Origin of the sequence: Gordonia bronchialis DSM 43247, from assembly GCF_000024785.1 — a bacterium.
Taxonomy (GTDB): Bacteria; Actinomycetota; Actinomycetes; order Mycobacteriales; family Mycobacteriaceae; genus Gordonia; species Gordonia bronchialis.
Map to the genome: position 1 here is coordinate 561,363 of NC_013441.1, position 18,047 is coordinate 579,409.

General features: G+C 68.2%; 24 protein-coding genes. 16 read left to right on the top strand and 8 right to left on the bottom strand.

The genetic code is table 11. From position 1 onward, the window contains the following. Positions 1 to 11: 11 nt before the first annotated feature. From GBRO_RS02520 to acs, 3 genes are all read right to left on the bottom strand, one after another. Positions 12 to 947, bottom strand: a complete 936-nt coding sequence (locus GBRO_RS02520; RefSeq protein ID WP_012832429.1) for an alpha/beta fold hydrolase — start codon at positions 945 to 947, stop codon at positions 12 to 14. Between the two features lie 6 nt (positions 948 to 953). Next, entirely contained in the window at positions 954 to 1,481 is a 528-nt protein-coding gene (locus GBRO_RS02525) for a phage holin family protein (RefSeq protein WP_012832430.1), read from the bottom strand. 144 nt (positions 1,482 to 1,625) lie between these two features. Further along, entirely contained in the window at positions 1,626 to 3,581 is a 1,956-nt protein-coding gene (gene acs, locus GBRO_RS02530) for an acetate--CoA ligase (protein ID WP_012832431.1), read from the bottom strand. Between the two features lie 173 nt (positions 3,582 to 3,754). On the opposite strand from acs, the gene GBRO_RS02535 reads away from it, so the two are divergent. Continuing rightward, positions 3,755 to 4,510, top strand: a complete 756-nt coding sequence (locus GBRO_RS02535) for a hypothetical protein (RefSeq protein WP_012832432.1) — start codon at positions 3,755 to 3,757, stop codon at positions 4,508 to 4,510. Between the two features lie 591 nt (positions 4,511 to 5,101). Here GBRO_RS02535 and GBRO_RS02540 read toward each other — a convergent pair. Both GBRO_RS02540 and GBRO_RS02545 read right to left on the bottom strand, forming a co-directional pair. After that, positions 5,102 to 5,920 (bottom strand): HAD family hydrolase, encoded by an 819-nt coding sequence (locus GBRO_RS02540; protein WP_041919686.1) that lies wholly within the window; start codon positions 5,918 to 5,920, stop codon positions 5,102 to 5,104. Positions 5,921 to 6,258: 338 nt separating this feature from the next. Continuing rightward, positions 6,259 to 6,636, bottom strand: a complete 378-nt coding sequence (locus GBRO_RS02545; RefSeq protein WP_012832434.1) for a PLD nuclease N-terminal domain-containing protein — start codon at positions 6,634 to 6,636, stop codon at positions 6,259 to 6,261. Positions 6,637 to 6,835: 199 nt separating this feature from the next. On the opposite strand from GBRO_RS02545, the gene ssd reads away from it, so the two are divergent. Genes ssd through GBRO_RS02565 form a run of 4 tightly spaced genes read left to right on the top strand, consistent with a single transcriptional unit; the run spans position 6,836 to position 10,477 of the window. Further along, entirely contained in the window at positions 6,836 to 7,894 is a 1,059-nt protein-coding gene (gene ssd, locus GBRO_RS02550) for a septum site-determining protein Ssd (RefSeq protein ID WP_012832435.1), read from the top strand. Beyond that, positions 7,891 to 9,060: a TadA family conjugal transfer-associated ATPase gene (locus GBRO_RS02555; RefSeq protein ID WP_012832436.1), complete on the top strand. Its 1,170-nt coding sequence runs from the start codon at positions 7,891 to 7,893 to the stop codon at positions 9,058 to 9,060. Before ssd ends, GBRO_RS02555 begins: the two co-directional genes overlap by 4 nt. Beyond that, entirely contained in the window at positions 9,057 to 9,872 is an 816-nt protein-coding gene (locus tag GBRO_RS02560) for a type II secretion system F family protein (protein ID WP_041919687.1), read from the top strand. The genes GBRO_RS02555 and GBRO_RS02560 overlap by 4 nt, the downstream gene beginning before the upstream one ends. 17 nt (positions 9,873 to 9,889) lie before the next feature. Then, positions 9,890 to 10,477, top strand: coding sequence for a type II secretion system F family protein (locus GBRO_RS02565; protein ID WP_041920162.1), 588 nt, complete (start codon positions 9,890 to 9,892; stop codon positions 10,475 to 10,477). A 165-nt stretch (positions 10,478 to 10,642) separates the two neighbouring features. Here GBRO_RS02565 and GBRO_RS02570 read toward each other — a convergent pair whose 3' ends face one another. Beyond that, positions 10,643 to 10,846 (bottom strand): cold-shock protein, encoded by a 204-nt coding sequence (locus GBRO_RS02570; RefSeq protein WP_041919688.1) that lies wholly within the window; start codon positions 10,844 to 10,846, stop codon positions 10,643 to 10,645. Between the two features lie 167 nt (positions 10,847 to 11,013). Here GBRO_RS02570 and GBRO_RS26600 point away from each other — a divergent pair, with 167 nt between their 5' ends. From GBRO_RS26600 to GBRO_RS02615, 9 genes are all read left to right on the top strand, one after another. Further along, a complete protein-coding gene (locus GBRO_RS26600) occupies positions 11,014 to 11,145 on the top strand; it encodes a hypothetical protein (RefSeq protein WP_012832440.1) in 132 nt (43 codons plus the stop codon). A gap of 82 nt (positions 11,146 to 11,227) precedes the next feature. Then, a complete protein-coding gene (locus GBRO_RS02575) occupies positions 11,228 to 11,623 on the top strand; it encodes a PDDEXK family nuclease (RefSeq protein ID WP_012832441.1) in 396 nt (131 codons plus the stop codon). A 61-nt stretch (positions 11,624 to 11,684) separates the two neighbouring features. Beyond that, on the top strand, positions 11,685 to 12,068 hold the full coding sequence (locus GBRO_RS02580) for a hypothetical protein (protein WP_012832442.1): 384 nt from the start codon (positions 11,685 to 11,687) through the stop codon (positions 12,066 to 12,068). Then, positions 12,059 to 12,250, top strand: a complete 192-nt coding sequence (locus tag GBRO_RS02585; protein WP_012832443.1) for a hypothetical protein — start codon at positions 12,059 to 12,061, stop codon at positions 12,248 to 12,250. The genes GBRO_RS02580 and GBRO_RS02585 overlap by 10 nt, the downstream gene beginning before the upstream one ends. Next, positions 12,247 to 12,807, top strand: coding sequence for an antirestriction protein ArdA (locus GBRO_RS02590; protein ID WP_012832444.1), 561 nt, complete (start codon positions 12,247 to 12,249; stop codon positions 12,805 to 12,807). Before GBRO_RS02585 ends, GBRO_RS02590 begins: the two co-directional genes overlap by 4 nt. A 149-nt stretch (positions 12,808 to 12,956) precedes the next feature. After that, positions 12,957 to 13,277: a hypothetical protein gene (locus tag GBRO_RS02595; protein ID WP_227892842.1), complete on the top strand. Its 321-nt coding sequence runs from the start codon at positions 12,957 to 12,959 to the stop codon at positions 13,275 to 13,277. 66 nt (positions 13,278 to 13,343) lie between these two features. Next, a complete protein-coding gene (locus GBRO_RS02600; RefSeq protein WP_012832447.1) occupies positions 13,344 to 13,631 on the top strand; it encodes a hypothetical protein in 288 nt (95 codons plus the stop codon). A 69-nt stretch (positions 13,632 to 13,700) separates the two neighbouring features. After that, a complete protein-coding gene (locus tag GBRO_RS02605) occupies positions 13,701 to 14,021 on the top strand; it encodes a hypothetical protein (protein ID WP_012832448.1) in 321 nt (106 codons plus the stop codon). A 528-nt stretch (positions 14,022 to 14,549) separates the two neighbouring features. Continuing rightward, the gene (locus GBRO_RS02615; RefSeq protein WP_012832449.1) at positions 14,550 to 15,305 is read left to right on the top strand and encodes a hypothetical protein; all 756 of its coding nucleotides are present in this window, start codon (positions 14,550 to 14,552) and stop codon (positions 15,303 to 15,305) included. 258 nt (positions 15,306 to 15,563) lie between these two features. On the opposite strand, the gene GBRO_RS27340 is transcribed toward GBRO_RS02615, so the two are convergent. After that, positions 15,564 to 15,695, bottom strand: a complete 132-nt coding sequence (locus GBRO_RS27340) for a hypothetical protein (protein WP_012832450.1) — start codon at positions 15,693 to 15,695, stop codon at positions 15,564 to 15,566. A 9-nt stretch (positions 15,696 to 15,704) separates the two neighbouring features. Next, positions 15,705 to 16,172: a very short patch repair endonuclease gene (locus GBRO_RS02620; RefSeq protein ID WP_012832451.1), complete on the bottom strand. Its 468-nt coding sequence runs from the start codon at positions 16,170 to 16,172 to the stop codon at positions 15,705 to 15,707. Between the two features lie 72 nt (positions 16,173 to 16,244). Here GBRO_RS02620 and GBRO_RS02625 point away from each other — a divergent pair, with 72 nt between their 5' ends. Further along, positions 16,245 to 17,444, top strand: coding sequence for a DNA cytosine methyltransferase (locus GBRO_RS02625; protein WP_012832452.1), 1,200 nt, complete (start codon positions 16,245 to 16,247; stop codon positions 17,442 to 17,444). Beyond that, complete coding sequence (locus tag GBRO_RS02630; protein ID WP_012832453.1) at positions 17,441 to 18,046, top strand: Eco29kI family restriction endonuclease; 606 nt, start codon at positions 17,441 to 17,443, stop codon at positions 18,044 to 18,046. Before GBRO_RS02625 ends, GBRO_RS02630 begins: the two co-directional genes overlap by 4 nt. Position 18,047 lies beyond the last annotated feature (1 nt).

The window sequence follows — 18,047 nt, forward strand, 5'->3', positions numbered from 1 at the left end:
AGGTCCGAGACTCACACCGTGACATGTAGCAGCTTGCCGAGCTGTTCGGTCACCGCATCGGGCTGTTCCTGATGGGCGAAGTGGGCGCTGCCCTCGATCTGCCTGTACTTGAGATGTGCGGCCCAACGCTCACTGGCGGCCATCACGCCGTCGAGGATGAACGGGTCGTCGGCTCCGCGGAGCGCCAGCACGGGGATGTGCAGCCGCTGATTCATCAGCTCCATGAACCGGAAGCCGTCGGGCCGGAACTGTGATCGGAACGCCCATCGCCGGTACTCCAGGCTGCAGTGGGCGACGTAGGGGATCTGTACCGCCGAGCGGTTGCGGGCCAGCGTCTCGGTGTAGTCGTCGGTGGCCTGCCAGGCCGCCGACGAGCGGGTTGCGAAGTAGTCGGCGATGAAAGCGCCGTCGTTGCGGGTCAATTCGCGTTCGCCGAGCCGCGGGAGCTGATTGCGCAGGAAGCCGCCGAGGAACTCCGATCGCTGCTCGGATTCCCGCACGACGCTGTGCCGCAACGCCCGCGGGTGGGGTGAGGCGATCACCGCGATGCGGTTGACCACCCGCGGATGCAGGGTGGCGGTGGCCCAGCAGACCAGCCCGCCGTCGGCGTGCCCGACGAGCGTCGCGTCGGTGTGTCCGAGCGCGCGGACCAGACCATTGGTGTCACCGGCCAGGGTCCAGCCGTCGTAGCCGCGGGGCGGTTTGTCGGAGTCGCCGTACCCACGCAGATCGACGGCGACGGCCCGGTAGCCGGCGTCGGTCAGTGAGACGAGCTGATGCCGCCAGCTCCACCAGAACTCGCCGAAGCCGTGCAGCAGCAGGATCAGCGGACGGTCGGTGAGACCCCGTCGGTCGAGCTCGACGGCATGGAAGCGCACGCCGTTGGCGCGCACATCGAAGTGGTGCCAGTCACCGGATATCCGCACGCTCGACGGATCGGGAGCCACGGAGGCTCAGCCCTCGCGCGCGGCCGGGATCTGCGGGTGAACCTTGCCGTCGGCGCCGGAGTCACTCGAACCGCGGTGCGGCAGCACCGTCGGCACCTCCTTGACTGTCTCGATCGTCTTGGTGGGCCCGCGCACCTTCTTGAACAGCACGTAGCCGACAACGGCGACGACGATCGTGATCACCAGCAGCAGGATCAGCACGATCAGATAGGCCAGCCATTGCGGCAGCCACACGTCGAGCAGCACCGCGAGGAAGATGAAGAAGAAGAAGCTCATGTAGAGCGCCATCAGGCCGGCGACGGCCAGCGCGGCGGTACCGGCGCCCGCCTTCTTGGCCTCCCCGACCAGCTCCGCCTTGGCCAGCGCCACCTCGGAGCGGAACAGGGTCGACACGCTGGCACTGGCATCCTTCACCAGGTTGCCGATGGTGGGTTCCCCGTTGCGGCCGAGGCTCGCGTCGGAGAGCGGGATCGATGGGACCGAACCGTGGGGGTCACGGGCGGGTTCGGGCAGGCCGGGCTCGTTGCGGCTCACAGCATCCTCCGTTGATCGGGTGATGGCCCATATGTTGCCATGCAGACCATCGTGGGGTCTCGCGCCACCCATGCAACCGCGCGCCGCCGGATGTGGGCATCCGACGGCGCGCGGTTCGGGGGCACTCGCCACGCGGACGCGAGATCAGGCCTTTCGGGCGCGGATGGCCTCGAAGACGGACGGGTCGACCAGTGTCGAGGTGTCGCCGAGTTCGCGGCCCTCGGCGACGTCTTTGAGCAGCCGTCGCATGATCTTGCCCGAGCGGGTCTTGGGCAGCTCGGGGACGACGTTGATCTCGCGGGGTTTGGCGATCGGGGAGATCTCCACCGACACCTGCTGGCGCAGTTCGGCGATGAGCTGGTCGCCGGTGTTCTCCACGCCTTCGCGCAGGATGACGAAGGCGACGATGCCCTGACCGGTGGTCTCGTCGGCGGCACCGATGACCGCGGCCTCGGCGACACCGGAGTGTCCGACGAGGGCGGACTCGACTTCCGCGGTGGAGATGCGGTGCCCGGAGATGTTCATGACGTCGTCGACTCGCCCGAGCACCCAGAGGGCGTGGTCGTCGTCGTAGCGCGCGCCGTCACCGGCGAAGTACCAGCCCTGTTCGGCGAAGCGCGACCAGTAGGTCTCGCGGAAGCGCTCGTCGTCGCCCCAGATGCCGCGCAGCATCGACGGCCACGGCTGATCGAGCACGAGGTAGCCCTGTTCACCGGCGCCGACGGGGTTGCCCTGGTCGTCGACGATGTTGGCCGAGATGCCGGGCAGCGGCTTCATCGCCGATCCCGGCTTGGTCGCGGTCACGCCGGGCAGCGGGGAGATCATGATGGCGCCGGTCTCGGTCTGCCACCAGGTGTCCACGATGGGGGCCTTGTCGCCGCCGATGACCTCGCGGTACCACTTCCACGCCTCGGGGTTGATCGGCTCGCCCACCGAGCCGAGCAGCCGCACGCTGGACAGGTCGTGGGCGTCGGGGATCTCCCGGCCCCACTTCATGAAGGTGCGGATCAGCGTCGGCGCGATGTAATAGATTGTGACACCGTACTTTTCGATGATCTCGAAGTGGCGGTGCTCGTTGGGGGAGTTGGGCGTGCCCTCGTAGACCACCTCGGTGGCGCCGTTGGAGAGCGGGCCGTAGACGAGGTAGGAGTGTCCGGTCACCCAGCCGATGTCGGCGCCGCACCAGAAGACGTCACGGCCTTCCTTGTGGTCGAACACGTTGTGGAAGGTGTACGACGTCTGGGTGAGATAGCCGCCCGAGGAATGCACGATGCCCTTGGGCTTGCCGGTCGTGCCGGAGGTGTAGAGCAGGAACAGGGGGTGCTCGGAGTCGAAGGCCTCCGGGGTGTGCTCGGTGGACTGCTCGTCGACGGTGTCGGCCCACCACACGTCGCGGCCCTCGACCCAGTTCATCTCGGGATCGTGGTTGGTGCGGCGCACCACGAGGACCTTCTCGACGGATTTCGCCGCGTCGTCGCCGGTGCCCAGCGCCTCGTCGACCTGAGTCTTCAGCGGCGCCGGCTTACCGCGCCGGTACTGGCCGTCGGTGGTGATGACGAGTTTGGCCTCGGCGTCGTCGACGCGGGAGCGCAGGGCACCCGAGGAGAACCCGGCGAAAACCACCGAGTGAGTCAGGCCGAGGCGGGCGCAGGCGAGCATCGAGATGAGGGCTTCGGGGACCATCGGCATGTAGATGGCCACCCGGTCGCCGGCTTCGAGGCCGATCGAGGAGAAGTAGTTGGCCGCCTTGGACACCTCGTCCTTGAGCTGGGCGTAGGTCAGGTCGCGGTGATCGCCGGGCTCGCCGACCCAGTGGATCGCGACCCGGTCACCCTTGCCCGCATCGACATGGCGATCCACACAGTTGTAGGCGACGTTGAGTTTGCCGCCGACGAACCACTTGGCGAACGGGGCATCCGACCAGTCGAGAACCTGATCGAAATCGGTGTCCCAGTCGAGGCGGCGGGCCTGCTCGGCCCAGAACTCGAGCCGGTCGGCGTCGGCGCGATCGTAGAGTTCGGCGGGCGCGTTGGCTTGCGCGGCGAACTCGTCGGACGGCGGGTAGGCCTTGGTGGGGGTTGGCTGTGTGGCGGAAGACATGGGACTGGCGTGTGCCTTTCACTCTCGACGACAGTGGGAGATTCCTGTGACGGGGACCCATTGTGAGGGTAGTCACGTTGGGAAGTCGTTGCAGGTGCCGGTCCGTTCGGCAGCCCGGTATTCGCGGTGAGCGGTGTCGGCACGACGACGAACGGCAACTATCGTCGAGAGTCGTGACTACTGATCCGCTCGCGCCGCTGTTGGATCTGCCCGGCGTGCGCGATGCCGCCGACCGCGCGCGCGACGCACTGTCCGCGGTCCATCGTCACCCCGCCAACCTGCGCGGATGGGACAAAACGGCCACCGAGGCGTCGTGGCGTGCCGGTCGTTCGTCGGCGGCCATCGACGGCGGCAGTGTCGAACTCCGGCGGGACGGCGACTTCGACGACCCGATCCTGGCGGGGGCGATCCGGGTGGCGCAGGCTCTCGACGGTGATTCGCTGGACGGTTTGACGACCGTGTTCCGCCGGGCCCCGGCGCAGGCATTCGCGCGGCTGCACATGCTGGCCGCCGCGGGCCTGGTCGACGACGCCGACGATCTCGGTCGCCCCCGGGCGGGTGATGACGTCCCCGGTCGCCTCGACCTGCTCGGTCAACTGATCACGGGCGCGACGTCGGCGCCGGCGCCTGTGCTGGCTGCCGTTGTGCACGGCGAGTTACTCGGGCTGGCGGCCTTCCCCACCGCGAACGGGATCGTCGCGCGCGCCGCGTCGAGGCTGGTCAGTACGGCCACCGGCCTGGATCCGCACAATCTGGGCGTCCCGGAGGTGACCTGGCTCAAACGGGTGGCCGAGTACCGGACGTTGTCGCGGGCCTTCGCCTCCGGCACGCCGGCCGGGGTGGGGGAGTGGATCGTGTTCTGCTGCGAGGCGCTCGAAGCCGGTGCGGGCGAGGCGCGTTCGATCGCCGAAGCCGCGCGGGCGGGATAGGTCGGCCCGGGGCGAAATCTGTACGTGGGGGGTCGGCGGGGTGCACTATCCGATTGGGGCACCGCACAGGTTCAGATCTCGTCCTACCCCGGACAGCACCGCGGGCGGCCTCCCTGCCGGTTGTACCGGCCAGGTTGCCGCCCGCGTAAGCACGGACCCAAGTTACCAAGCGTGCAAGGTGGGTTGTGTTTGTCGCCTCGGCGAGGGATTACGAGCCAGGTCCCGGTGTCGGTCACCGATGCTGCCGTGTCGAATGGCCTCGAAGGGCCTCTGGGGTTTCTCCGCTGGGCTGGTTCCGGGGAACTCGCTCCGCCAGTGGATATCCCATGGGCGCTACCTGGTGATCGACTGTTCTCTGACCGCAATGTCGCAGGCGCACAACGCTTTTGCCTCTATGCGGCGCGCTCCGCGTGGGTACTTGCCGCCCGTGCTGGGAAGTGCTCGGCGTGGGGGTTCGATCCTTCTCTTCCGGGTCGAACTTTGCCTTCCGAGATTCCGTAACCCCCTTTCTACACCGTGACCACGGTCACATCAAGGGTCTGATGGGCCAATGTTGGGTGGCGTCGTCGCAGGGTCGGCTCTCTTACCGGACTAGGTTCCAGATTGCAAGCGGCGCAAGGTAACTGACCCGATCGCCGCGGCTGAGGCGACGACGAGCGCACCCGCGACGAGCGCCGGCCCACGTCCGGTGAACCGTGCGTGGGCGGGTTCGGGATGGGCAAAGCTCAGCACGCCCCAGCCGTGCTCGAGGGCGTGGCGTCGAAGTCGTTTGTCGGGATTGACGGCCACCGGATGGCCCACCGCGGCCAGCATCGGGAGGTCGGTGACCGAGTCGGAGTAGGCATAGCAATCGGCCAGACAGTATCCGTGGGTGGCCGCCATCGCGGTGACCGCGACCGCCTTTTCCTCTCCGTAGCAATAGAACTCGAGCTCACCCGAGTAGTGACCGTCGACGACGCGCATCTCGCTCGCGCGGATGTGGTCGGCGCCCAGCAGCTTCCCGATCGGCTCCACCAGTTCGCGGCCCGACGCCGAGACCAGGACGACGTCGTGTCCGCGCCGATGATGGTCGGCGATCAGTTCGGCCGCTTCGGCGAAGACGAGCGGGGCCACCACGTCCTGGAGGGTCTCGCGGACGATCGTCGCGACCTGATCGACGTCCCAGCCGCGGCACATGTCGGTGATGTGTTTGCGCAGTTGCTCCACCTGGTCGTGGTCGGCAGAGGACAGCAGGAATACCAATTGCGCGTACCCGGACTTGAGGACGGCACGGCGATTGAGCAGTCCGCCGGCGTAGAAGGGGCGGGAGAAGGCCAGCACGCTGGACTTGGCGATGACCGTCTTGTCGAGGTCGAAGAAGGCGGCGATCCGACGGCCGGGCGGCGGGCCGTTCGACGTGGTGTCGGTCACGTTCGCAAGCGTACGGCCCACGGCCGACAGCGTCGGACACTTCGGTCCCACCAGCCCTTACCTTAACTTACGGTACGGTAATAAAACTGCAGGTCCGATATGAAATCGTGACCTGGCAAAGTTCCTTTGTTGTAGTTGCAATGAATCGAACGGCGTGTGTATAGTCGGGGCTACCCGATCGATTCACTTCGATCGGCGCCTTTCAGCCCGACCCCCCGGGGCTGAAACGCGACGACCCCGGCCTCCTCCCCCCCTGGCCGGGGTTGTCCTCTTTCTGGGGGCCGTTTCTTCGGCCCCGACAGTTGCGGCGTAAGCCTCGGTTGTGCGGCCCCGATGTGTCAGTCCACGGCGTCCGGGTCGACATCACGTTCGCGGCGTCGTCGTTCCTGTTCCCGCGCGGTTCGTCGCTGCTCCTCGGCGCGGTCACGAAGCTGCTGGAGGAACTCGCGGTCGGCGTCGGGGTCGGTGGGCACGTAGCGACCCGGACTGTCGTATTCGGGAAACTCCGACGCCGCGCCCCGCGGACGCCGAGGCAGATCGTCGGCGGTGGGCCGGCCCACCGCCAGCCAGACCAGTGCACCCACCAACGGGAGGATGACCACCAGGATCACCCAGGCCATCTTCGGCAGGCCGCGCACCCGCGACTCGTCGGTGTTGATGATGTCGATCAATGCGATCACCAAGATGACGAGATAGATCAACCCCAGATATGGCAACGCGCCTCCCCTGCGTGATGTGAATTCCGGGTTGACTATAGACAATCTGGTGTCATTCGGTCGATCGTCCAGCTCGATAGTCACGGGCCGGGTCGGCGTCTTCCACAGGTCGTGCACCGACGGGCGGGTTGTCCCCAGAAGACGTTCCCCGGTGCGGCACCGGCGATTCGAGCCGGTTGGAGGTACGACGATTGGCTTCATGACCGATGACCTGCTCGCCCTGGTGGGCCCGGACCTGCTCGACGATGCGGCACGGTGCGCGGCCGCCGCGGGCTACCGGATGATCGTCGCCGATGCCGCCGACTGCCGGCGCGCGTGGCTCACATCGCGTGCGGTGCTGGTGGATCCGGCCGCCCTCGATCTGCTCACCGCGGCCCGCCCGCCCCGCCGCGACGGCGTCATCCTGGTCACCGGCGGTGAACCACCACCCCGGAGCTGGCGGCTCGCCCTCGACCTCGGGGCCGCGGATGTACTCACCCTGCCGGGCGACGACGGCCGACTCGTGCGGCTACTCAGCGAACTGCGCGCGCCGCGTCGCAGCCCGGCCGGCGCAGTCGCGTTGATGTCTGCGCACGGTGGAGCTGGGGCTTCCGTGCTCGCCGTGGCCGTGGGACTCACCGCGGCACGCGCGGCGACGCGGACCCTGCTGCTCGACCTCGACGATCTCGGCCCGGGCGCCGACCTTCTGCTCGGCATCGAGGACCGATCCGGTCTGCGATGGGGAGACCTGTCTCTCGAGGGTGGCGTCGTCGTCGGCGGGGCACTGCACCACGCGCTGCCGAAGGCCGAGGAGATGTTGTCGGTGCTGGCCTCGCGCGGCGACGATCCCCGCCCGCCGCGCGCCGACGCGGTGACCGCGGTGATCGATGCCGGCCGCGGCAACGGGGACCTCGTGGTCATCGATCTGCCCCGCACCGAGGGGGCGGTGACGCGGGCGGCGATCGAATCGGTCGACCTCGTCGTCCTGGTCACCACCCCGACGGTGCTGGGCTGCGCGGCCGCACGTCGCACCGTCGGGCGGCTGCTCGACGGTGTCCGCGTCGAACTGTGCATTCGCGGTCCGTCGCCCGGCGGGTTGCGCGCCGGTCAGGTCGCCGACGCGGTGGGACTGCCGCTGCTGGCGTCCTACCGGCCCGATCCCCGGATGGCCGCCCGGCTGGAATCCGGTCGGCCGCGGGTGACCCCGCGTAATCCGCTGGGTCGCGCGGCCGAGGTGATCTACCGGCGGGCCGCGCCCACCGAACGGGCCGTCGCATGAGCGCACACACCGACGAGGAACTCCTCGACCGGGTACGCGCGCGGCTGGCCTCCGACGCCGCCGAGCCGACCGCCGAGGTGATCGCCGCCGCAATCCGCGCCGAATCCGGCGGGGTGCTCGGTGACACCGATCTGCTTGCCGCACTCCGGTTTCTGCAGACCGAGCTGACCGGGGCCGGCAAACTCGAGCAGCTCCTCGCCGAACCCGACATCGCCGACATCCTGGTCGCCGGGCCCGACGACGTCTGGGTGGATCGCGGACAGGGACTACGACGCGCGCCGATCACCTTCGCCGACGAATCATCGGTCCGCCGACTGGCCGGACGGCTCGCGCTCGGTGCCGGCCGTCGCCTCGACGACGCGCAGCCCTGGGTCGACGGACAACTCGCCAACATCGGCCGTCGCGGCTACACGGTGCGCCTGCACGCGATCATCCCGCCGCTCGCCGCCGACGGTACCTGCATCTCCCTGCGGGTTCTGCGCTCGGCCACCAAGAATTTCGACAACCTCATCTCGTCCGGCGCCATCCCCGACGAGGTGGTCGGCGTGCTGCGCGAGATGCTGCGGGCGCGACTCGCCTTCCTGATCGTCGGCGGCACCGGGTCCGGAAAGACGACGCTGCTCAATGCCCTTGTGGGCGAGATGAATCCGGCGCAGCGCGTGCTGTGCGTGGAGGATGCGTCGGAGCTCGCGCCGCAACATCCGCAGGTGGTGCGGCTGGTGGCGCGCGCACCGAATGTGGAGGGTGTCGGCGAGGTTCCCGTCCGCGCGCTGGTCCGGCAGGCGCTGCGCATGCGGCCCGACCGCATCATCGTCGGCGAGGTCCGCGGCGCCGAGGTCATCGACCTGCTCACCGCACTCAACACCGGACACGACGGCAGTGCGGGCACCGTCCACGCCAACTCCACCGCTGAGGTGCCGGCCCGCATGGAGGCTCTCGCCGCGCTCGGCGGGATGAACCGCGACGCCCTGCACAGTCAGCTGGCGGCGGCGTTGCAGGTGGTGCTCGGCGTGGCGCGCACCGCAGACGGCGACCGCGGTCTCGTCGAGATCGGTCTGGTGTCCCGAGGCGACGACGGACTGGTCCGGGTAGCCCCGATGTGGTTGCGTCACAGCGGTTTCACCTCGGCCAAAGCCGTCTTCGACGAGCTGGTGGCCACCCGATGACGGGAGGGTCGGGGTGGGTGCCGTTGCTCATCGCCGGCGCGCTGACCTGCCTGTGGTGGCCGGCAACGCACGGCGAACATCGGTTGCGTGTCCACCGGAGGATGCGGCGCCCCACCGACCTGCGGCCGATGCTGCTGGGTGTGGTTCCGTTGGCTGCCGTGCTCTTCGGCGGGGTCGCGGCCGCGGTGGCTGCCGCGGTGGTGGTGGCCGTCGTCGCCTGGCGGCAGCGGCGTCGACGTTCCGAACGAGACGCCGACCGTCGGATCGACGACATGACGCGTGCGTTGTCGATGATGATCTCGGAACTGTCGGTGGGTACCCCACCGAATCGTGCGGCGCAGGTCGCCGTCGTCGAATTGCGCAGACGCGGAGGCGATTGCCAGGTCGCCGATGGGCTGGAGGGAATGGCGTGCCGGGCCGAACTCGGTGGGGCGGTCATCGACGCCGCCGAGAAGTGGGACGCGACGTGGGGGCCCGTGTCGTGGCAGCGGATCGGGGTGGCGTGGCAGACCGCGGAACGGCACGGCCTGCCGATGGCGGACCTGCTCGGTGCACTGCGCTCGGATCTGTTGGCACGCAGGGCATTCGTCGATCGGACCCGCGCCGGATTGGCCGGCCCACGGGCGACCGCGCTGGTACTCGCCGGGCTACCGGTGCTCGGTATCGCACTCGGCCAGGCCACCGGCGCTCGACCGTTGGGTGTCTTGCTCGGCGGTGGGATCGGTGGACTGCTGCTCGTGATCGGGACCTCGCTCGCGGCGACCGGACTCGTCTGGACCGAACGTCTCACCGCGCGGGTGCTGACCCCGTGACGGTGTCGATCGCGCTGATGGTGGCGGGCGCGGCGGCCGTGCTCTGGCCGGCACCACGATGGCTGCTGTACCGGGTCGTCGACCCGCCGCCGGCACCCACGCGGGAGCCGCGATGGCTCGGCGTCCGGTCGGACTCCGACGACCCCTTCGCGGTGGCGGCCGCCTTCGACCTGTTCGCGGTCTGTCTACGCGCCGGACTCCCGGTGGGGACCGCCGCGGCCACCGTCGCCGCCTCGGCGCCGGCCTCGCTGGCCGGCCCGCTCACCGAGGTGGCCGATCTACTCGGCCTCGGTGCCGACCCGGACACCGCGTGGTCGGTGCTCACCGCGTCGGACACGCCCGTCGTCGGTGCGCAGCCGCACCTCGACGCGCTGGCATCGATGGCCCGACGCAGTGCCCGGGCCGGGTCGTCGTTGGCGGCCGGTCTCGCCGAACTCGCCGACGAGACCCGACGTCAGGCGCACGACACCGCCACCGCCGCCGCGGAACGCGCCGGTGTGGCCATCAGCGGGCCGCTCGGGCTGTGCTTCTTGCCGGCCTTCGTCTGCCTGGGCATCGTGCCGGTCGTCATCGGGTTGGCGTCGACGGTGCTGGGCGGGATGTGAGCCGGCAGCGTCGTCGCGCCGGCCTGTGCCGGCGAAACCGGTACCAGGTGAGCCCACGAGATGGATAGTCCACACCGTCTCGTCGGTGAGTACAGATAACATCCCCGCGAAACGCAGAACCCCGGCATCCTGATGGATGCCGGGGTTCTGGTGAAGATCGTGTCGTCAGATGACGGAGACGTTGGTGGCCTGGAGCCCCTTGGCTCCCTGCTCGACGTCGAACTCGACCCGCTGTGCCTCTTCAAGGTTGCGGAAGCCGCTGCCCTGAATCGCAGAGAAGTGGACGAAGACGTCTGCGCCCTGATCGTCGGGAGCGATGAAGCCGAAGCCCTTTTCGCCGTTGAACCACTTGACGGTTCCTTGTGCCATTGCTTTGTACCTTTTTCCTGTGTTGCTGAGAACCATCGTGGCTCTCGGCCTCCATTGTCGCACAGATTCCGGGATGGATCCGAAACGGCGTCCGATACGTCCAAGTAGGTGAGCCGACTTGGGCATGTCACCAGGCGGCTGTCCGACGATCATCCGGGAGGAAATCCATGTCACCCATCCAGAGCGTGCGCCACACCGTCGACCGCCTCGGCGCCCACACGATGCGCGTCATCGCCGACGAGGACGGCATGTCCACGGCGGAATACTCCATAGAACCTAATTACACCCTGCGACACTGAGACCTTCTCGGCGCCTACCGCGATTGACTGTGACAACATAAAGGGCTGTGCCGCAGTAGATTTCGTCGGTACAATCGACACTATGAGCACCCGATCCAGCGCGCCCCGCGAATCCGCCATCGAGCGGCATCTCGTCCAGCGCTGCGCCGAGATCGGCGTCCTCTGCCTGAAGTTCACGTCACCAGGGCACGTCGGCGTACCCGACCGAGTCCTGATGGGCCACGACGCCAACGACGACTCGGTAACCCTGTTCGTCGAGGTCAAGCGGCCCGACGAGGCGCCCCGCCCCAGCCAGGTCGCGATGATCCGGAGGATGCGCGACCACGGCCAGCACGCGGTGGTCGCCGACAGCAAGGCATCCGTCGACGCTCTCATCAGTGACTACTTCACTCACCCCACGGTTCCCATCGCCAAACGCGACCCTCACGCAGCCCCGCTGCCCGGTCGCACCGGGGCCGTCATCACCGCACTGAGATAGACACCACCGGCGCAGCCGGCGGCAAGGACCTCCTCGACACCCATGTCGAGGAGGTCTTCTCATGTCCGCACCCACCACCACCGTCACCGATCCGTGGATCGAACGCCAGATCCAGGCCCATCACCTGTCGCCCGGCGCCCGCGGGCTCACCCGCGAGGAGGCCGCGCACCAGCACAACAGCACAAACGCCCTGACCCCCGAGGACGTCGACTACCTCTACACCCCGGGTCAGGCCCAGGTCGTCGCCCGCGACGCGCTGGCCGTCATCGGCATCGAGGTCGACCCCGACACCCGCGTCGTCCTCACCGACGGTCGCGCCGGGCCACGGTGCAGCTACTACCTGCTCAACCCTGGCCAGGTCGAGGCCGCCGTCGAGCAGCACCGCCTAACCACCAGCGAGAATCTCTCCGCCGACGCACTTATCGCGAGCTTGCCGTGGGAGTGACCGTCACCGCCGCCGAGGCCCTCATCACCCGCGCCTGGGACGTCGCCGAGGCTCACCGCCTCACCGGCAGTCACGCCCTCGTGCAGGCCATTTGGACCCTTGAGTACGCGCTGGACCACAACACCACCGACACCGGCCATGCCGCCGCCCGCGTTGAGACCCTGATCGGAGAGCTGCCATGACCACCGCCCACGACCGCCCCGCCGTCGACGAGCCGCGAGTCTGGATCGGGTGCTTGGAGTGCTACAACGCCGGCCGACTCGTCGGCGACTGGTACGACTGTGCCGACGCTGCCGAGGTCACCACCTCCCAGCTGCACGGTCGGCCGATCCGCGAGCACACGCACGAAGAGCTATGGTGCCTCGACACCGACAACATCCCGGTGGACCGCGAGATGTCGCCGGTGGAGGCCGGCGAGTGGGCCGAGACGTACGACGAGGTCGGCCCCGAGCAGTGGCCAGCACTGTGCGCCTGGGTCCGGTCGGGGAGCTACGTCGCTCAGGGCGACAGCGACCTTCCCTGTGTCGGCGACTTCGAGGAGCGCTACGCGGGAGAGTGGGATAGCTTTCGCGACTACGCATTCCAGCTCGCTGAGGATCTCGCATTGTTCGACGGCCTCGACGACGACCACGTCGCCGTCAGGTACTTCAACTGGGACAGCTGGATCTCCGACCTCGAATCCGACTTCACCGTCGTTCCCACAGGTCACGGAGGCGTCCACGTCTTCCGGAGCCTGTGACATGGAGGATCTCTACCCGTCCGAGCCCTCGATCCTGCGGTGCCCGACGTGCCGCCGCACGGCCCTCCACGACAAGCGGGGTTGCCGGCTGTGCCGCAATGAGGCGCTCGACCGCCTCATCGACAAGACCGCCGGGCAGCCTGGTGTGGATGACAGTTGACCGCCGTCGCGCGGTGGCCGGCCGGAGAGCGTGGCAGGCCACCACGGGCGGACATGTCGTACCCCCACGACAGGATGGCGCGGTGACCGCCATCCGCCACACCGTCGCTGCCCGTGACCTGCGCGGCGGGGACCGGATCGTCGGCTTCACCCACGACGCCGACGTCGGGATCACCGGCATCGAGGTCATGGAATCCGGCGGCATCATGCTGTCGATGGTCGTCATCGACCACGACGGCCACGAAATCGCCGGCCGGACGGTCTTCATTGCCCATCCCGACGTCGAATACAGCATCCGACGTCATCTATAAGGAGGGACCATCTTCTGCGAGTCCACATTCCAGCGAATCAAGTTCGCCGATCTTCGACGCGGTGACGTGCTGATCGACGTGCCCAACATGGTGGGCGTCGCGAACATCGACGGTCCCGTCCATGTCGACGGCCCGGGCCTGGCCCTGGTCACACTCAGGGCCTACACGCCGGGCGGCGCGCGGATCGGCACTCGGGACCAGGCCATTGCGATCGTCGACGACCTCGACAGTGTCCGCCTCGTGGCGGTCCGGGACCGTCCGAGATGGCGGCCGGACCCTCGGATCGCCACCGTTGACCGTTTGATGGCGCGCGTTGGGCCGATCGACCCGACCAGCACGAGGAGTGAGGAGTGACTAACGGGAACCTTCGACGAGCTTGAGATCGACGGGATCACTTGGCAGACAAGGGCTTTCGGCAAGCGCATGGGCGTCCGCCGCCCCGGCGACCCCGTCGAGGTGCAGCGGGTGGCCGGCCCTGACGATCCGGCAGACGTCGCCGCCTACACCTACGGCGCGGTGCCCGAGCGCTACGTCGTGCAGGTCCAGGCACTCGCGTACGCCCTGGTCGTGGACGGCAAACTCGTCGGCCTGGCCAGCGAGACCGATCGCGAGGCGTTGAGCGACGCCGCTTTCGACTACCTCGGCCGTGACGAGCATGACCTGCTCACCCACGACGGGCCGTTCGATCCGCAACGTCCGCGCCGCGCGATGACGCCGGTCCCGCGGTGCAACGGCGACGCGTAAGGTCGACCGCGATTGACCGGTACCCCTTCACCGGCTCACGAGGACCCCGCACCCGACGGCGCGGTGTCCTCGTCTTCATCGTCACAGTCCCGCCGCCGATACCACCTGGCCGGTCCTCTGCGTGACGTGCATGACTCAGCTGGTCAATCGCCTGTGTCCCCGACCTACCCACTCGAAGGCCTGGGCGGTTTGCCGCGCCCACCAGCCGAGCGCTCCTTCATCCACGCTTCGACAGTTTCCCTGCTCCACCCGCGGATCGGCCGGGTCGTATCCCGCCCGATCTCGACGTCGGGGGCGGGCAACTGGCCTCGTCGGTGCATCGACCTGACAGTCTCCACGGGCATCCCGGCGACCTCGGCGAACTGCGCGATCGACAGAGCTTGAATGGTCATGATCGGATTGTACACCGACACCGACTCAAACTTTTAGGAAAATTCCAGTATTATCGCTTGATACTGCATCAGTGTCGGTGCATAATTGAGTCATGCGAAGGCATTCCGCCGACGCGCCAGGCAAAGGAGAGCGAACATGATCACTGCGAACACCACCGACACCCACATCGACGATGACCGCACGCTGGTCGAGGTCGTCCACATCCACAAGGACACGGTTGTCTACACCCAGTACCAGGGCGAATTCGAACCGCAGCCCGTCTCCATCGAGGTCTCGCTCGACACGGGACTGATCATCGTCGACATCGACTCTGAGGTCGGTTGCGTATTCACGCCGCGCCAGTTCGGCGGAGTCGACCGCAACTACTCCATCCCTGCCACCGCGTCGGCCACCGACATCAACAAGCTGCTCGACGTGATCGCCCCGCTGGCCCAGCAGATGATCGACAACGCCGAGACCGGGCTCGACCGCGACGGCAACCCGGTCGGACGGGTGGACGACGATGATGACCAGGAACTCACCGACACCGACATCGAGTTAGGGCTGGACGCCCACGACCCGATCTCGTTGGCGATCGCACGCTTCCCGTTCGAGGGGCAGCACTCTCAGGCGGCGATCGACGGGTTGATCCGCGAAGTCGCCTGCAAATGGGTGCCGGTTCTCAAGAAGGAGTGGGCCGAGCTCGTTGCCGATCCCGACTACGACTTCGAGCCGTTCGCCCTGATCGAGGCCGCCGGCTACGTCGAGAACGCGCTGAGCTTCGATCAGGGCGTTGGGGGTATTTACCCGATTCCGTACGCTCTCGACTACGTCATGGGTGGTACGGAGTTTTCCATGTTCGAGCTGGCCCTGAGGGAGGGCACCGTGCCGGCGGTCGAACTCATCGACTGACAGCGAACTCGCCCACAACGACCGAAGGCCCGCAATGCGTTACATTGCGGGCCTTCGGTCGTACATCCCCGATACGCGGGGAAAAGGTGACCGTTGCGCAAAGCCGAAGCGTCGCGTTTTCGATTCATCCCCGCTTCGCGGGGAAAAGTGCCCATACCTGCCGGGCGCTAGTTCCATTCTCCCTTACTCTAGCGGCGCATGCAAGGGATCGGCTTGACTCGCGTAATCTGCCCGCGAAACATCCTCGGTGGTGCTCGCTCAGTCGGACTCGTGCCGGTACCACGGCGGCGCGTCGATGCCCACCTCCCACAGCTCGCGTTCGTGCGCCAGCAGCGACTCGATCGCCTCCCACATGCCGGGCGGCGGGTCGGGCGGCAGCGGGTCATCCACGCGCCCAACCTATCCCGGGCCGGGACCGTCGGCCGTTCGTCGGTCCACAGGCGCATGGGCGCGGACCTCGTCCGCGACGGCGTCGGCGACCTCCGCCGCCGGTTCGTGCTCCCAGAACCGCAGCACGGTCCAGCCTGCCCCCTCCAGCATCGCGGTTACGCGCCTGTCCCGCTCGCGATTCCCCTCGATCTTCGCCGACCAGAAGTTCGCGTTCCTCCGCGCGGGGCGGTAGTGATCCGGGCACTTGTGCCAGTAGCACCCGTCGATGAACACCGCGACCCGCGCTCGGATGAACACGATGTCGGCGCGATTCCGTCGGGACTCGGGCAGGGGCGCGAGGTCGACCCGGTAGCGCAGCCCCATCGCGTGCAGGAGCCGGCGCACCTCCAGCTCCGGCCGGGTGTCGCGGCGGCGGTTGCCCCGCATCGAGGCCCGCGCCGCGGGGCTCGACGCCCAGCTCTCGCCCATACCAGCCATTGTCGCCGATCGATCCGAGGACATGCCGTGACCCCGCGTGGAATCCCGACCCCGACTGGCTATCCTCGAGGCATGCGAAGTGTCGAGCTGTTCGCCGGCGGGGGCGGTCTGACGCTCGGGACCCACCTGGCCGGGTTCACCACCGAGGTCGTGGCCGAGTGGGACCGGTGGTCCTGCGACACCCTGCGCGAGAACCGCGACGGCGGCTACCCACTCGTCCGCGACATCGACGTCGAGGAGGGCGACGTCCGCTATGTCGATTGGTCGAGCGTCCCCGAGGGAATCGACCTGGTCAGCGGGGGGCCGCCGTGCCAGCCGTTCTCCGCCGGCGGCAAGGGCGCCGCCGCCGACGACAAGCGCGACATGTTCCCGGCCACCGCCGAGGTCATCCGCCAACTCCGTCCCCGCGCGTTCATCGTCGAGAACGTCCGCGGTCTGACCCGCTCGGCGTTCTCCGACTACTACAGCTACATCCAGCTGCGCCTGGGCCACCCCGAGATCGTGGCCAAGGCGGGCGAATCCTGGGGTGACCACTTCGCGCGTCTGCAAGCCGAGCACACCTCCGTGCGCTCCGACCTCCAGTACAAGGTAATGCCGACCCTGGTCAACGCCGCCGACTATGGTGTGCCACAGCAGCGTTGGCGCGTGTTCTTCGTCGGTTTCCGTTCCGACGTCGACGCCGAGTGGAGCTTCCCGTCGCCCACGCACTCCGCGGCGGCGCTGCGCGCCGCGCAGGACAACGGCTCCTATTGGGAATGGCACAAGGTCGCCAAGAAGTACCGAACCCCCACGGTGCGGACCGCCGCGCTCGTCGATGGCCCGCTCAAGCCGTGGCGGACGGTCCGCGACGCGCTGCGCGGGTTGCCCGAACCCACGCGCAACGGGAGTACCAAGTACCTCAACCACGTGCTGCAGCCGGGAGCCAGGTCCTACCCCGGACACACCGGCTCCTACATCGACGCCCCGGCCAAGGCGCTCAAGGCCGGCGTCCACGGCGTGCCCGGCGGCGAGAACATGCTGCGCGACGTCGACGGCTCGGTGCGGTACTTCACCGTCCGCGAGGCGGCCCGCCTGCAGACCTTCCCCGACCGCTACCGACTGCACGGTCCGTGGTCCGAGGCGATGCGCCAACTCGGCAACGCGGTTCCGGTGATGCTGGCCGAGACCGTGGCCCTGTCGGTCCGCGAGCACCTGGACGTCGCCGACTTCAACGCGGCCAGGGCTCAGGCGGTGTCGCGCCAGAGGGCCAAGCGCGGTTCGGCGAGCGCGTGAGCGCGCCGTTCAACCCCCTCGACATGGGCAACCTCGCGAAATCGGTCGTCAACCAGATCGAGGAGATGGAACCGGTCCCGCTCGACGACGTCAAGGCCTTCTACGGGGCCGGTGTCTACGCGCTGTATTATACCGGCGATTTCCCCGCCTACGCCGAACTGGCCGCCGCGAACGCCGAGTCGCTGGTTCAGCCGATCTACGTCGGCAAGGCCGTGCCCAAGGGCGGTCGCCGCGGCCTGGAAGCCGTGTCGCACACCGACACCAAGACACTGTCGTCGCGAATCCGCGAGCACGCGAAGAGCGTCCGCGCCGCCGAGAACCTCGACATCGCCGACTTCCGCGCGCGCTGGCTCGTCGTCGAGGACATCTGGATCGCCCTCGGCGAGTCCGCGATGATCCGCCGCTACCGGCCCGTGTGGAACGCGGTTCTCGACGGCTTCGGCAATCATGATCCCGGCAGCGGCCGCGTCAACGGCAAGCGCTCTATGTGGGACACCCTGCATCCGGGGAGGCCGTGGGCCACCAAATACCCCGAGCGCGACGACACCGCCGCCCAGATCGCCCAGGACGTCACGCAGTACATCGCCGACCGCCTCAACTGAG